Origin of the sequence: Microbacterium binotii, assembly GCF_021398715.1 — a bacterium.
GTDB classification, from domain to species: Bacteria; Actinomycetota; Actinomycetes; order Actinomycetales; family Microbacteriaceae; genus Microbacterium; species Microbacterium binotii_A.
This window is the reverse complement of record NZ_CP090347.1, coordinates 2,604,526-2,617,876: the sequence shown is the minus strand read 5'-3', so window position 1 is coordinate 2,617,876 and position 13,351 is coordinate 2,604,526. Positions and strand designations below refer to the sequence as shown.

General features: G+C 70.9%; 13 protein-coding genes. All 13 read left to right on the top strand.

The annotated features are described in order from the left end of the window. The first annotated feature begins 50 nt into the window (after positions 1-50). The 13 genes from LXM64_RS12860 to LXM64_RS12800 all read left to right on the top strand — a co-directional run bounded on the left by LXM64_RS12860 (position 51) and on the right by LXM64_RS12800 (position 13,307). Positions 51-1,595, top strand: coding sequence for a dicarboxylate/amino acid:cation symporter (locus LXM64_RS12860; protein WP_234073536.1), 1,545 nt, complete (start codon positions 51-53; stop codon positions 1,593-1,595). Next, positions 1,592-2,461, top strand: coding sequence for a fibronectin type III domain-containing protein (locus LXM64_RS12855; RefSeq protein ID WP_234073535.1), 870 nt, complete (start codon positions 1,592-1,594; stop codon positions 2,459-2,461). The genes LXM64_RS12860 and LXM64_RS12855 overlap by 4 nt, the downstream gene beginning before the upstream one ends. A 36-nt stretch (positions 2,462-2,497) precedes the next feature. Further along, positions 2,498-4,531, top strand: coding sequence for a fibronectin type III domain-containing protein (locus LXM64_RS12850; protein WP_234073534.1), 2,034 nt, complete (start codon positions 2,498-2,500; stop codon positions 4,529-4,531). Positions 4,532-4,603: 72 nt separating this feature from the next. Then, entirely contained in the window at positions 4,604-5,557 is a 954-nt protein-coding gene (coaA, locus tag LXM64_RS12845; RefSeq protein WP_234073533.1) for a type I pantothenate kinase, read from the top strand. Between the two features lie 257 nt (positions 5,558-5,814). Then, positions 5,815-7,665 (top strand): glutamine--fructose-6-phosphate transaminase (isomerizing), encoded by a 1,851-nt coding sequence (gene glmS / locus LXM64_RS12840; protein ID WP_234073532.1) that lies wholly within the window; start codon positions 5,815-5,817, stop codon positions 7,663-7,665. A gap of 145 nt (positions 7,666-7,810) precedes the next feature. Beyond that, positions 7,811-8,170: a holo-ACP synthase gene (locus tag LXM64_RS12835; protein ID WP_234073531.1), complete on the top strand. Its 360-nt coding sequence runs from the start codon at positions 7,811-7,813 to the stop codon at positions 8,168-8,170. Further along, positions 8,167-8,736: a TIGR00730 family Rossman fold protein gene (locus tag LXM64_RS12830; protein ID WP_234073530.1), complete on the top strand. Its 570-nt coding sequence runs from the start codon at positions 8,167-8,169 to the stop codon at positions 8,734-8,736. The genes LXM64_RS12835 and LXM64_RS12830 overlap by 4 nt, the downstream gene beginning before the upstream one ends. Before the next feature lie 46 nt (positions 8,737-8,782). Continuing rightward, complete coding sequence (gene alr, locus LXM64_RS12825) at positions 8,783-9,907, top strand: alanine racemase (protein ID WP_234073529.1); 1,125 nt, start codon at positions 8,783-8,785, stop codon at positions 9,905-9,907. Between the two features lie 38 nt (positions 9,908-9,945). Then, a complete protein-coding gene (gene tsaE, locus LXM64_RS12820; protein WP_234073528.1) occupies positions 9,946-10,470 on the top strand; it encodes a tRNA (adenosine(37)-N6)-threonylcarbamoyltransferase complex ATPase subunit type 1 TsaE in 525 nt (174 codons plus the stop codon). A gap of 32 nt (positions 10,471-10,502) precedes the next feature. Beyond that, positions 10,503-11,183, top strand: coding sequence for a tRNA (adenosine(37)-N6)-threonylcarbamoyltransferase complex dimerization subunit type 1 TsaB (gene tsaB, locus LXM64_RS12815; RefSeq protein ID WP_234073527.1), 681 nt, complete (start codon positions 10,503-10,505; stop codon positions 11,181-11,183). Continuing rightward, a complete protein-coding gene (rimI, locus tag LXM64_RS12810; protein WP_326490527.1) occupies positions 11,180-11,686 on the top strand; it encodes a ribosomal protein S18-alanine N-acetyltransferase in 507 nt (168 codons plus the stop codon). Before tsaB ends, rimI begins: the two co-directional genes overlap by 4 nt. Beyond that, a complete protein-coding gene (tsaD, locus tag LXM64_RS12805; protein ID WP_234073526.1) occupies positions 11,674-12,732 on the top strand; it encodes a tRNA (adenosine(37)-N6)-threonylcarbamoyltransferase complex transferase subunit TsaD in 1,059 nt (352 codons plus the stop codon). The genes rimI and tsaD overlap by 13 nt, the downstream gene beginning before the upstream one ends. Then, entirely contained in the window at positions 12,729-13,307 is a 579-nt protein-coding gene (locus tag LXM64_RS12800) for a hypothetical protein (protein WP_234073525.1), read from the top strand. Before tsaD ends, LXM64_RS12800 begins: the two co-directional genes overlap by 4 nt. The last annotated feature ends 44 nt before the right edge of the window (positions 13,308-13,351 follow it).

The following is a 13,351-nucleotide window of genomic DNA, read 5'->3' as shown; positions in this document are numbered from 1 at the left end:
TCTCTTAGGGCGTTGATAGGTTCGCGGCATCCCCGACCCAGAGGTTCCTGATGCTCGCTGACTTCGACCCGCTCGCCGCGGTCTCCCTGGGCCTCGTGCTCGTCGCTTTCGGGGGGCTCGTCGTGCTCCGTCGACGCGGCTTGGGGTTCACGAGCCTGGTGCTGATCGCGCTGCTACTCGGTGTCGGTGTCGGTGCCGCCTTCGGCGGTCACCTCTCGTATGTCGAGTTCCTCGGCGACATCTACGTGCAGCTGATCACTGCAGTCGTGGCCCCGCTGATCTTCATCTCCGTGCTCTCCAGTGTGACCTCCCTCGGCTCTGTCGCGAAGCTGCGCACGATCGGGCTCTCGAGCACGCTGTGGCTGCTCGCGACGAACGCCATCGCGATCGTCCTGACACTCGCTGTCGTGCTGACGATCGGACTGGGCAAAGGCGTGCAGCTCGATCTCGCGCAGAGCGGCGCCGACTCCCTGACGGGTCTGCTCCGGCCTCTCGACGACGTCCTGCTGGGGCTGTTCCCCGCGAACCTGGCCGGAGACTTCGTCGGCAACAACATCGTGCCGATCATCCTCTTCGCCCTCGTCCTGGCCGTGGCGTGGATCGTCGCCTCGCATCGCGAGGATCCGCAGCTTCGCGCATTCAAGGACGTGGTCGACGGAACGAAGAAGGTCGTCATGACCGCGGTGGGCTTCGTCGTGGAGCTGACGCCCTACGCGGTGCTGGCACTCGTGGCCTCGACGACGGCCGTCGCCCTGATACGGATCGACACTGTTCTGTCACTGCTCGCGGTGCTGATCGTGGCGTTCGCCGTGACCTTCTTCGACGCCTACGTGGTCAACGGGCTCCTGCTGCGGCTCGTGGCGGATGTGAATCCCCTCCGCTGGTTCCGCCTGCTCACCCCCGCGCAGTACACCGCATTCACCACGCAGTCGAGCGTCGGCACGTTGCCGATCACGATCCCCACCCTCGTGCGCAAGGTGGGAGTACCGGAGGACGTCGCGGCGTTCGCCGCGCCCGTCGGCACCACGATCGGCATGCCAGGATGCGCAGGCATCTGGCCGATCATCGTCGCCGTCTTCTCCATCAACGTTCTCGGCATCGACTACTCGCTGACCGACTATCTCGTGCTCGCCGCCCTGTGCCTGCTCGTGTCGCTCGGCACGGCTGGTGTACCGGGAACCGCCATCATCACGGCCACGGCGGTGCTCACCGCCGTGGGTCTGCCCGTCGAGATCCTCGTCATCCTCGTGCCCATCAGCGCCGTAGCGGGAACCGCGAGCACGATGGCCAACGTCAGCGCCGCGGCGACAGTGGCGACGATCGTCGCTCGTCGCCGTGGCGTGCTCGATGACGCCGTCTTCCGAGCATCGCCCGGAGACCGGCGTCCGGGAGCGCGCGCGGAGGCCGCCGGCTCCTCCGTGCCGGCCGCCGATACGGCGGTGCTCGACGCGCCCACCGAGACCGTGCCGGTCGCCCCCACACGCGCCAGCGCGCGCCAGTCGGGCGCCGAAACCGAAGCCATCCCACTGCCCGACGACGCGCTCATCGGCCAGTGCGAGATCCCACCCGTCTCCCGAGCATCGAGGACTCCATGACAGCGAAACATCCACTCATCGATCTCCTGCGGGTGCGATCCCGGGGCTGGGCGACAGCGCTCGTTCTGACCGGAGTCGTCCTCGTCGCCCCCATCGTCGTTGCGCAGCCGGCGCACGCGGCCGGAGACGTCTGCGATCTGTGCTCGATCAACTTCGACCCGAACGCCTGCGACGCGATCGGGGGCTGGCCGTACGACTCCACTCTTGAAGCGGCGCCGCCAGCGGTGTCCGGCGGAGGCGTGACACCCCCGCAGCAGCCCGAACCCGCGCAGCCCGCTCAACCGCAGCCCGCTCAACCGCAGCCCGCTCAACCCCAACCGGCTCAGCCCGGGGTCGCCACGCAGAACGATTCGGGCAGCAAGGCGAGCAACTCCGGGGCGCCGTCGGGTACGGTGCCGGCGACGGGTGCCGTCGCCGCGACGGTGCCCGCCGCTCCCGGCGGGCTGGCGTCGTCGGTGTCGGGCCGTGTGCTGTCGCTCACGTGGAGCGCCCCGGCCGACGGCGGGTCGGCGCTCACGGGCTACAAGCTCGTCATCAATCACGGCACCCCGTTGGCGGTCGGCGCCGATGCGACATCGTACGAGATCACGCTCGGCCCCGGCGAATACGAGGCCCAGCTCTACGCGACCAATGCGCTCGGCGACTCCGAGCCCACCGCGGCCGTCGCCGGCATCGTCATCTCCGCCTCGGCGACCCCGACGCCGAGTGCGAGCGCATCGGTGCTCCACGCCTCGTCGGCGTCGAACGAGACGGATGCGGCGCCGGTCGCCGGCGGCATCGCCGCGGTCGTGCTCCTCCTCGCCGCCGGCGGCGGTTCGCTCCTGTGGTGGCTCCGCCGGCGCCACGCCGTCGCGACCGCCGATTGACATCTCCCGTACGACGACTCCGAAGAAGGAACACAGATGACCAGACCTCGCAGGTTCGCGGCCGCCCTCGTGGCCGCATCCATCGGCCTCGGCGGCGCCGTCGCCATCACACCCGCCGCTCACGCGGCACCGACTCCGAGTGGCGCCCTCGACTACTTCGCCGACACGATTCCGGGGCTCCGCGAGGGCTCCGTGCTGACCCCGGTCACCTTCGAGCGTTTCGAGAGTCTGCTCAATTCGTCGGGGCGCTTCGCGTTCCTCATCGGCGGGCCGGAGGATGCGACCATCGCCGCCGCAGCGACGCACATCGACGCGGTCGCCGCCGAATACGGTGTCGACGAGGTCTACGTGTTCGACCCGCGGCTCGACGGCGACAGCCTCGACATCCGCACGACCGGCAATGCGGAGCTCGCCGCGCTCTATCCGCGCCTGACGACGAATTTCCTCAACAAGGACACGACGCCCCAGTTCGGAGTGCCCACGACGGACCCCTACCTGTTCGTCTACGACAAGGACCACACGATCGGCGGTGCCGAGGACCGCATCGTCACCTCGCTCGGCGGCACGGTGAGCGCCGCCGGGCTCGACGATGACGCCGACGTCGCGGGGTACCGCGCCCAGGTGGCGCAGGTGTTCGACGGTCTCGGCGACGGCGGGGCCGACACGCAGAGTTCGTTCGAGTTCTTCTCGAACGCCGTGAACGCGCGGCACTCCGCGACGTACGCCGATGCCAGCCTGTACGGCGGAGACATCTTCACGGGCGAGGACAGCGACGGGTTCGCCTTGCAGTCGATGACCTACCCGGAGCTCGTGCATCTCCTCGAATCCGATGGCGAACACGTCATCCTGTTCGGCGGCACGTGGTGCCACAACACCCGTGCCGTCATCAGCCAGATCGACCGGGCGGCCGCCGCATCCGATGACAAGACCGTCTACGTGTTCGATCTGCGATTGGACGGCTGGAGCGGTGGGCAGGCGCACATCCGCGACACGAACTCCGCCTTCGCGCACCTGTACGGCGACCTCGTGGCGGAGCACTTCCCCGTGCTGCGTACGCAGTACGTGCCGGCGGCGGGTGCCGGTCAGCGGGTCGACTACTACCCGGGCGGCGATACGACCGTCGCGCGCGCCACGGCGCAGAAGCTTCAGGTGCCCTATCTGGTCCGTTACGACAAGGACCGGGGCGGAATCGTGGACGACTGGATCCGGGACAACGGCGACGGCTCGTTCACCGAGTACATGACCGAGTATTGGTGGGTGGCAGGCCTTCCCGGCAAGCGCCCGAACAACGTCACCGAGGAGGCGTGGCCGGCTCGTCAGGCTGCAAACTGGGCCTTCGCGGACGAGGCGGTCGCGAAGATCGACCTCTTCTTCGCGGACGACGAGCAGCCGCCGGCGGCGACCGCGCCGTACGCGCCCGCCGCGCCGTCGGCGACTGTTTCCGGGCGTGACATCACGGTCAGCTGGGTGGCACCGTTCGACGGCGGCTCGCCGATCACCGCCTACGGCGTGAGCCTCGACCGCGCAGAGCCGATCGAGGTGGCGCCCGAGGTGACCACGCTGACGCTGCGCGACGTGACTCCCGGAGCGCACAACGTGACCGTGAGCGCTGTGAATGCGGTGGGGGCGACCACGTCGGCCGCCTCGGTCGTCACGGTCGCGGACGCGGCTCCGAGCCCGGAGCCGGTGCTCGAGCCGACCGTGACGGTGACGGGGGATCTTCGTCCGGGCGGGAGCATCGTGGTCACCGGGGCCCATCTCCCCGCCGACACCAGGGTGACCGTCGAGCTGCACTCCGTGCCGCAGACGCTGGGCACCGACGACGTCGCCGCCGACGGCAGCTTCCGTCTGCAGGCCGTCGTCCCGACGGCGACGCCCGCCGGTGCGCACGCGGTCGTCGTGCTCGTCGACGGCGTCGAGATCGCGCGCGCCGCTGTCACGATCACGTCGGCGCCCGCGGCGCTTGCGGCCACCGGCAGCGAGGCACCGGTCGCACTCGGTGTCCTCGGTGGTGCGTTGCTGCTCGCGGGTGTCGCATCACTCACGATTCGGCGTCGACGCTCCGCCTGACCCGCCCAACGATGCCCCGGCGAGAGCGGCCGGGGCATCGTTGCGTCGGTGCGTCGCCACTACGATGGGCGGGTGCCAGAGGAGACCACCCTGTCGGCGGCGTCAGCCGAGTCCCTGTACCGCGAGATCGAGCGCGCCGACTGGGCGCGATTGGCCCGCGGCATGGACCAGCCGCTGACCGAGGCCGAGGTCGTGCAGCTGCGGGGCCTGGGCGACATGCTCGACGTCACCGAGGTGCGCGAGGTGTATGTGCCATTGAGTCGGCTGCTGTCTCTGCGGGCCTCCGCCACGAAGCGTCTCGGCGCGGAGGAGAGCACCTTCCTGGGCGAGCCCGACGAGACCACGCCGTTCGTGATCGGCGTGGCCGGCTCCGTCGCCGTCGGGAAGTCGACGATCGCGCGGCTGCTGCGCGAGCTCGTGAGTCGCTGGCCGGGCACGCCGCACGTGGAGCTCGTCACCACCGACGGCTTCCTCTATCCCAACGCGGAGCTGGAACGGCGCGGGTTGATGGACCGCAAGGGCTTTCCCGAGTCCTACGACCGCCGCGCGCTGATCGCGTTCCTCACGGCGGTGAAGTCGGGGGCCGCCGAGGTGCACGCGCCGTACTACTCGCACATGCGGTACGACATCGTCCCCGACGCGCACACGAGCGTGCACCGGCCGGACGTCCTCATCGTCGAAGGCCTCAACGTGCTGCAGCCGCCGCCCGTTCCGCACGACGTCGCGGTGAGCGACCTGTTCGACTTCTCGATCTATGTGGATGCCGACCCCGCGCACATCCAGCGCTGGTACACCGACCGGTTCCTGGCGCTGCGCGACGCAGCCTTCAGCAACCCGAACTCGTTCTTCCGCGGGCTCGCGGACATCTCGGACGAGGATGCGCGCGAGCGCGCCGCGTACTACTGGAACAGCATCAACCTGCCGAACCTCATCGAGAACGTGCTGCCCACGCGTCACCGCGCCTCGCTCGTGCTGCGCAAGGGCGCCTCGCACGCCGTCGAGACGGTGCTCCTGCGCAAGCTCTGACGCGACGGCCCGCTTCGCGGGTGCCCGGTACCCGAGTTGCGTCGCAGTTGCGCAGATGCCGCACCTTTCCGCATCCGCCACAGTCATTCACTGGCGCGGATGCGGAGAACTGTCGCTCCTGCTGGCGGCACACGAGACGGCACGCGGACGGCACACGAGCGGGGCACAAGACGCGCACCGAGCACCGCGGCAGGGGCCTCGATTGCACGGCCGGGCGTCGGGCGGCTTCACTGCTGGGCGCAACTACGATGGAACCCATGTGTGGAATCGTCGGATACGTCGGCCCTCGGCCGAGCCAGGACATCCTGATCTCGGGCCTGGCCCGTCTGGAGTACCGCGGGTACGACTCGGCCGGCATCGCTGTCATCGACGCCGACGGCGACCTCGGGATGCGCAAGCGCGCGGGCAAGCTCAGCGTGCTGCGCGACGACCTCGCACGCGTCCCCCTCACGGACGGCACGACCGGAATCGGCCACACGCGGTGGGCGACCCACGGCGGTCCGACGGATGCCAACGCGCATCCGCATCTGGCCGATGACGACAAGCTCGCCGTCATCCACAACGGCATCATCGAGAACTTCGCGGCCCTCAAGGCCGAACTCGTCAGCGAGGGCTACACCTTCCGCAGCGAGACCGACACCGAGGTCGCCGCGGTCCTGATCGGCCGGGAGTACGCGGCATCCGGCGACCTGATCGCCGCCTTCCGTTCGACCGTCGGCCGCTTCGAGGGTGCCTACACGCTGCTGGCGATGCACAAGGACCACCCGGGCCTCGTGGTCGCCGCCCGTCGCAACTCGCCGCTGGTGATCGGCCTCGGCGAGGGTGAGAACTTCCTCGGATCCGACGTCGCCGCCTTCGTCGAGTACACCCGCAACGCGCTCGCGATCGGCCAGGACGAGATCGTCGCCATCACGCCCGAGGGCGTCGAAGTCACGGACTTCGACGGCAACGTCGTCGAGCCCGAGCCGTTCGAAGTGACCTGGGACGCCGCCGCCGCCGAGAAGGGCGGATGGTCCTCGTTCATGGCGAAGGAGGTCTCGGAGGAACCCGAGGCCGTCGCCAACACGATCCGCGGCCGCATCCGCGACGGCGCCGTCGTCGTCCCCGAGCTGGACGGTCTGGACGAGCTCTTCGCCGACATCGACCGCGTGGTCATCATCGCCGCGGGAACGGCCGCTTATGCCGGGCAGACGGGCAAGTACGCGCTGGAGCTGTGGACCCGCATCCCGGTCGACGTCGAGCTCGCGCACGAGTTCCGCTACCGCGACCCGGTGATCGGTCCCCGCACGCTCGTCGTGTCCATCAGCCAGTCGGGCGAGACCATGGACACCCTGATGGCGGTCAAGTACGCCCGCGAGCGCGGCGCACGCACGCTCTCCATCTGCAACACGCAGGGCGCCACCATCCCGCGCGAGTCGGACGCGATCGTCTACACGCACGCCGGCCCCGAGGTCGCCGTGGCCTCGACCAAGGCCTTCGTCGCGCAGATCACTGCGATCTACCTGCTCGCGCTGCACATCGCTCGCGTGCGCGGCTCGCTGACGGCCGCCGAGATCGCGGACCACGTGCGCGAGCTCGAGTCGGTGCCCGGCAAGATCAGCACCATCCTCGAGACGCAGCAGGAGCGCATCACGCAGCTCGCGCACTGGATGGCCGACACGCGCTCGGTGCTGTTCCTCGGTCGTCACGTCGGTTACCCGATCGCGCTGGAGGGCGCCCTCAAGCTCAAGGAGATCTCCTACATCCATGCGGAGGGCTTCGCCGCCGGCGAGCTCAAGCACGGACCCATCGCGCTGATCGAGCCCGGTCAGCCGGTGTTCGTGATCGTGCCGTCGCCGCGGGAATCGTCGGTGCTGCACGACAAGGTGGTCTCCAACATCCAGGAGATCCGCGCGCGCGGTGCGCGCGTCATCGTGATCGCGGAGGAGGGTGACGCGAGCGTCCTGCCGTTCTCCGACGAGGTGCTGCACATCCCGCTCGCCGGCCCCCTGTTCGAGGCGCTGCTCGCGGTCGTCCCCCTGCACATCTTCGCGATGGGCCTCGCGACGGCGAAGGGGCTGGATGTGGACCAGCCGCGCAACCTCGCCAAGTCCGTCACGGTCGAGTAAGAGCCACACTTCTGCGCAAGCGCGCCTGTGATCGACAGGCGCGCTTGCGCATTTCTGTGGCGGATGCGCAAAGGCGACGCAACTCGGGTATCCGGGGCGCGGATAGGGTGGCGGATGCGGTGGGCAGCCGCATCCGGGAGGGCACATGATCGTCGGAGTCGGCGTCGACCTGGTCGACGTGCCGCGGTTCGAGCGCACGCTCGCGCGCACGCCGGGTCTGCTGACCCGCCTGTTCTCGCCGGCGGAGCGCGTGCTGAAGCCGCGGTCGCTGGCCGCGCGGTACGCCGCCAAGGAGGCGTTGATCAAGGCGCTCGGCGGATCGGACGGCGTGCACTGGGTCGAGATCGAGGTGGCATCGGAGCCCTCGGGCCGGCCGATCTTCGCGCTGACGGGATCGACGGCCGAGGTCGTCTCGGCGCGCGGCATCGTGGCGCTGCACCTGTCGATGAGTCACGACGCAGGGCTCGCGACGGCGTACGTCGTCGCCGAGGCGGCGCCGGCATGATCGCCCGCATCGCCGTCTACACCGGCTCCGCCCTCGGCGCCTCGCCCGCCTACGCCGCGGCCGCCGCCGCCGTGGGGGAGGCGCTCGCCGCATCCGGTCTCGGGCTCGTGTACGGCGGCGGGCGCGCCGGACTCATGGGGATCGTCGCGGATGCGGCCCTCGCCGCCGGCGGCGAGGTGCACGGGGTGATCCCGCAGGCTCTGGTGGATGCGGAGCTCGCCCATCCCGGCCTCACCCGGCTCGAGATCGTAGCCGACATGCACGAGCGCAAGATGCGGATGGCGGAGCTCGCCGATGCGTTCGTCGCCCTGCCGGGCGGCGCGGGCACTCTCGAGGAACTCTTCGAAGCGTGGACCTGGCTGCAGCTCGGCCTGCACCGCAAGCCGGTGTCGCTCTACGACGTCGACGGCTACTGGGCGCCCCTGGGCGCGATGCTGGACGGGATGGTCGAGTCCGGCTTTCTCACCGCGGCCTTCCGGGACACCCTCGGAGTCGCCGCAGACCCGGCGGCGTTGCTCGCGGGATTCGCGGCATGGGAGCCGCCGGCACCCAAGTGGCGGCGCTGAGCGTCCTGCGCCACCCGGTACCGTGGATGCGGCGACGGGAGGTCCCATGAGTACGCTGCCGGCCGGGGTCATGCGAGAAGCGGTCATCGATGTCGAGGCGATCGCCGACAACGTGCGTCACCTGCGGCGCTTGACGGGTGTCGAGATCATCGCCGTCGTCAAGGCCGACGGGTACGGGCACGGAGCGGCGCGATCTGCCGCGGCGGCGCTCGCCGGCGGCGCGACGCGCATCGGTGTCGCCGACATCAGCGAGGCGCTGGCGTTGCGGCGCGCCGGGATCGACGCGCCCATCCTCGCCTGGTTGCACGCCCCCGGCGCCTCCTTCGGCGAAGCGGTCGAGCGCGGCATCGAGCTGGGCATCTCCCGCCTCGACCAGCTGAACGCGGCCGCCGCCGCCGGAAGCGGTGATCGACCCGCCGTGCTGCACCTCAAGCTCGAGACCGGGCTGGGGCGCAACGGCGCATCGCCCGCCGACTACGCCGCGCTGTTCGCGGAGGCCGCCCGGTGGGAACGGCTGGGCCGGGTGCGCGTGATCGGGATCTTCAGCCACCTCTCCAACGCATCCGCCGAGGACGACCTGGCAGCGCTCGCACGCTTCGAGGATGCGGTCGCCGCCGCGTCCCTCGCGGGATTGACCCCCCGCCTGCGGCACATCGCCGCCACCCACGCCGCACTCGCCCTGCCGCAGACGCGCTTGAACTGCGTGCGCATCGGGATCGGCATCTACGGCCTGTCGCCCTTCGACGACCGCTCCTCCGCCGACCTGGGCCTGCGGCCGGCCATGACGCTGCGGGCCTGCGTCGCGGCTGTCAGGCGCGTCGGTGCGGGGCAGGGCGTCTCGTACGGCTACGACTACCGCGCGAGCGGAGACACGACCCTCGCCCTCGTGCCGCTGGGGTACGCCGACGGAGTGCCGCGCCAGGCCTCCGGAGCGGGGCCCGTGCGCATCGCGGGCGAACGTCACCGTGTCGCCGGCCGCATCGCGATGGATCAGTTCGTCGTCGACGTGGGCGACGCCGAGGTGAACGTCGGGGACGAGGTCGTGCTCTTCGGCGATCCCACCCTCGGAGTGCCCTCCGCGACCGACTGGGCGATCGCTGCCGGCACGATCAACTACGAGATCGTCACGCGGATCGGCGCGCGCGTGCCGCGGCACCACATCGCCTCGTGAGCGGGCATGAATCCGGCACCGCCGGTGTTCCAGAGGGCATGACGAACAAGGTCGGTGAGCGGGCGATGGACGAGTTGCTCGGTGAACGGGAGATCGTCTCGCCGCAGGACATGGAGCAGCTGGGTCGGCAGATGGGGGAGCGCCTGCACGCGGGCGACGTCGTCGTGCTGACGGGCGCGCTGGGGGCGGGCAAGACCACCCTGACCCGCGGGATCGCGGCGGGTCTCGGTGTGCGCGGTCCGATCCAGAGCCCGACGTTCGTGATCGCCCGCACGCATCCCTCGCTCACGGGCGGAGCGCCCCTGGTGCACGTCGACGCCTACCGGTTGGGGTCGGCGGCGGAACTCGACGACCTCGACATCGATCTGCCGGGCTCGGTCGTGGTGGTGGAATGGGGCCACGGACTCATCGAGGCGATCGCCGACTCCTGGTGGGAGGTCGAGCTCGACCGCGAGTGGGACGGTCGCGGAGTCGACAGCGCCTGCGGCACGTACCAGCGCCACAACGACGATCTGGATGCGGAGACCCCGCGCCTGGTGACGATCACGCACCACGCCGTCTGAGCACGGCGGGCCTGCCGCATTACCCTGGAGGGGTGTTCCTCGGCATCGACACCTCGCTCGGAACGGCGCTCGCCGTCATCGATCCCGACGGCGTCGTGCGCGCCGAGGTCTCCAGCGACAACCCGCTCGGTCACGCCGAGGTCATCGGCGACCTGCTGCTCACGGTGACGGAGACCGCGCGCACCACAGCCGCCCACGGCTCGGGGCTGGGCGCGGCCGACGACGCGCGCATCACGCATGTCGTCGCCGGTATGGGGCCCGGTCCCTTCACGGGGCTGCGGATCGGCATCGCCGCCGCGCGCGCCTTCGCGCTCGCCCGCGGCGTGCCGGTGGTACCCGTGGCCAGTCACGACGCCGTCGCGCTGGGCGTGCTCCTCGCTGCGGCGATGGAGGATGCGGACGCCGGCACGTTCGCCGTCGTCACCGACGCCCGGCGTCGGGAGTTCGCGTACACGGTGTACCGCGGCCTCGACGACGACGGCCTGCCCGAACGGCTCGCCGGTCCCGCTCTCAGCCCGCGCGACGAGCTGGATGACCGGCTCGCGGCGCTCGGCGCCGCCCGCATCGATGCGGGTGCGATCCCGGCGACGGTCCTGGCGCTGTGCGGCGCACGTGCCGTCGCCGCCGGCCGCACGATCGCCGCGGACGAGCCGCTGTATCTGCGTTCGCCCGACGTCACGAGTCCCCACGCCCCCAAGCGGGTGAGCTCGTGATCCGCCCGGCGACGCCCGCCGATCTCGATGCGATCATGCGCCTGGAGCGGGCGAGCTTTCCCACGGATGCGTGGAGCGACGCCATGATGCGCGAAGAGCTCGCCTCACCGCACGGGTACTACGTCGCGCTCGAGCACGGCGGTCGACTGGCCGGCTACGCGGGGTTGCGTGCGCCCGCGGGAGCGCGTGACGGCGACGTCCAGACGATCGCCCTGGACGAGTCGGCCCGCGGACGCGGCCTCGGACGGGCGCTGCTGCGCACGCTTTTGTCGAAGGCCCACGAACGACGCGTCCGCGAGGTGTTCCTCGAGGTGCGCGACGACAACCCCGTCGCCCGTGGGCTGTACGCCTCGGAGGGATTCGTGGAGGCCGGCCGGCGTCCGCGCTACTACCAGCCCGACGACGTCGATGCGATCGTCATGCGCGTGGACGTGCCGGCGTGGGCGGCGGCCCGCGGCGAGGATGCGGTCGCATCCGGTGTGAACGGAGGATGGTGCTCGTGAGCGGACCTCTCGTGCTCGGCATCGAGACAAGTTGCGACGAGACCGGCATCGGCATCGTCCGCGGCCGCGAGCTGTTGACGAACACGATCGCCAGCAGCATGGACGAGCACGCCCGCTACGGCGGCGTCGTCCCCGAGGTCGCGGCGCGCGCGCATCTCGAAGCCCTGCAGCCCGCGATCCACGCGGCGCTCGCCGAGGCCGGAGTCGGCCTCCACGACCTGGATGCGGTCGCCGTCACCTCGGGGCCGGGACTCGCCGGCGCGCTCATGGTGGGCGTGGGGGCCGCGAAGGCGCTCGCCGTGGGGCTGGGCAAGCCGCTCTACGCCGTGAACCACCTCGTCGGCCACATCGCGGCCGACATCCTCGACGCGGATGCGGAGCCCCTGGAGTACCCGACGGTGGCGCTGCTCGTCAGCGGCGGGCACACCTCCCTCCTGCTCGTGCGCGACCTCACGAGCGATGTGGAGCTGCTCGGCGAGACGGTCGACGACGCGGCGGGGGAGGCGTTCGACAAGGTCGCCCGCATTCTGGGTCTGCCCTACCCGGGGGGCCCGCAGATCGACCGCGCCGCCGCCGAGGGAGACCCGACCGCCATCCGTTTCCCGCGTGGGCTCTCTCGGGCTTCCGACATGGCCGAGCACCGCTACGACTTCTCCTTCTCAGGGCTGAAGACGGCTGTCGCGCGTTACCTCGAGCAGACGCCGGACGCCGCCGTGCCCGACGTCGCCGCATCCTTCCGTGAGGCGGTCGTCGACGTGCTCGTGACGAAGGCGCTGGATGCGTGCGAGCGCCACGGCGTGCCGCGACTGCTGCTGGGCGGCGGCGTGATCGCCAACCGCCGGTTGCGCGACGTGGCTCTGGAGCGCGGCACGGCGGCCGGCGTCGCCGTCCGCATCCCGCCGCTGAGCCTGTGCACCGACAACGGAGCGATGATCGCGGCGTTGGCTGCGGAGCTCATCTCCGCCGGTCGCGCGCCGTCGACGCTCCGCTTCGGCGCGGACTCCACGCTGCCGGTCACCGAGATCCAGGTGGCGGAGCAGCGGTGAACCGCGAACACGGGAAGGACGCACCGGAGGAGCCGGGGGCGCTGTCGTCGGCGTTCGGGCCGGACGACGCGGCCGCTCAGCCGCTGCTGGCCGCCGCCGCGGCGCTGGACCCCTCGCCGCAGGAGCCGGTCGTCGAGCCGCGGCCGGTCGTCGCCCGGGTCGAGTCTGCCTCGGACGACGTCATCGTTCCGACGCAGGCCGCCGACCTCCCGGGCACACACCGCGGCGGCTTCACCCGCCCGCCGACGGCGCCCGTGGACGTGCGGGAGCAGCTCGCCCAGCACGAGGAGCTTCCGGCGACGACCGCGACCCTGCGGACGACGGATGCCGCGTCGCCCGCGAACTTCGCGACGCTCTCCCTCGGCTTCGCGGTGGTCGCCCTCATCGTCGCCATCGTGGTTGGTTGGGGCTTCCCGATCGGCGTCGGCGCCGTCACGCTCGGGGTCATGTCCCTGCGCGGGCGCGTGGAAAGCCGCCCGATCGCGGCGTGGGGTGTCGCGCTCGGTGCCCTCTCGTTGGTCTACAGCGCGGGATGGCTCATGTACGCCGGCATCCAATCGGGGTGGATCGGCTGATTCTCACCCCGCGAGCACGCTCTCGGTCCCGACGGGCTTGATAG

Bases quoted from the DNA above. Each gene is read 5' to 3' on its own strand.
- LXM64_RS12860 (WP_234073536.1), top strand. From the start codon at position 51: ATGCTCGCTGACTTCGACCCGCTCGCCGCGGTCTCCCTGGGCCTCGTG.
- LXM64_RS12855 (WP_234073535.1), top strand. From the start codon at position 1,592: ATGACAGCGAAACATCCACTCATCGATCTCCTGCGGGTGCGATCCCGG.
- LXM64_RS12850 (WP_234073534.1), top strand. From the start codon at position 2,498: ATGACCAGACCTCGCAGGTTCGCGGCCGCCCTCGTGGCCGCATCCATC.
- glmS (WP_234073532.1), top strand. From the start codon at position 5,815: ATGTGTGGAATCGTCGGATACGTCGGCCCTCGGCCGAGCCAGGACATC.
- LXM64_RS12835 (WP_234073531.1), top strand. From the start codon at position 7,811: ATGATCGTCGGAGTCGGCGTCGACCTGGTCGACGTGCCGCGGTTCGAG.
- LXM64_RS12830 (WP_234073530.1), top strand. From the start codon at position 8,167: ATGATCGCCCGCATCGCCGTCTACACCGGCTCCGCCCTCGGCGCCTCG.
- alr (WP_234073529.1), top strand. From the start codon at position 8,783: ATGAGTACGCTGCCGGCCGGGGTCATGCGAGAAGCGGTCATCGATGTC.
- tsaE (WP_234073528.1), top strand. From the start codon at position 9,946: ATGACGAACAAGGTCGGTGAGCGGGCGATGGACGAGTTGCTCGGTGAA.
- tsaD (WP_234073526.1), top strand. From the start codon at position 11,674: ATGGTGCTCGTGAGCGGACCTCTCGTGCTCGGCATCGAGACAAGTTGC.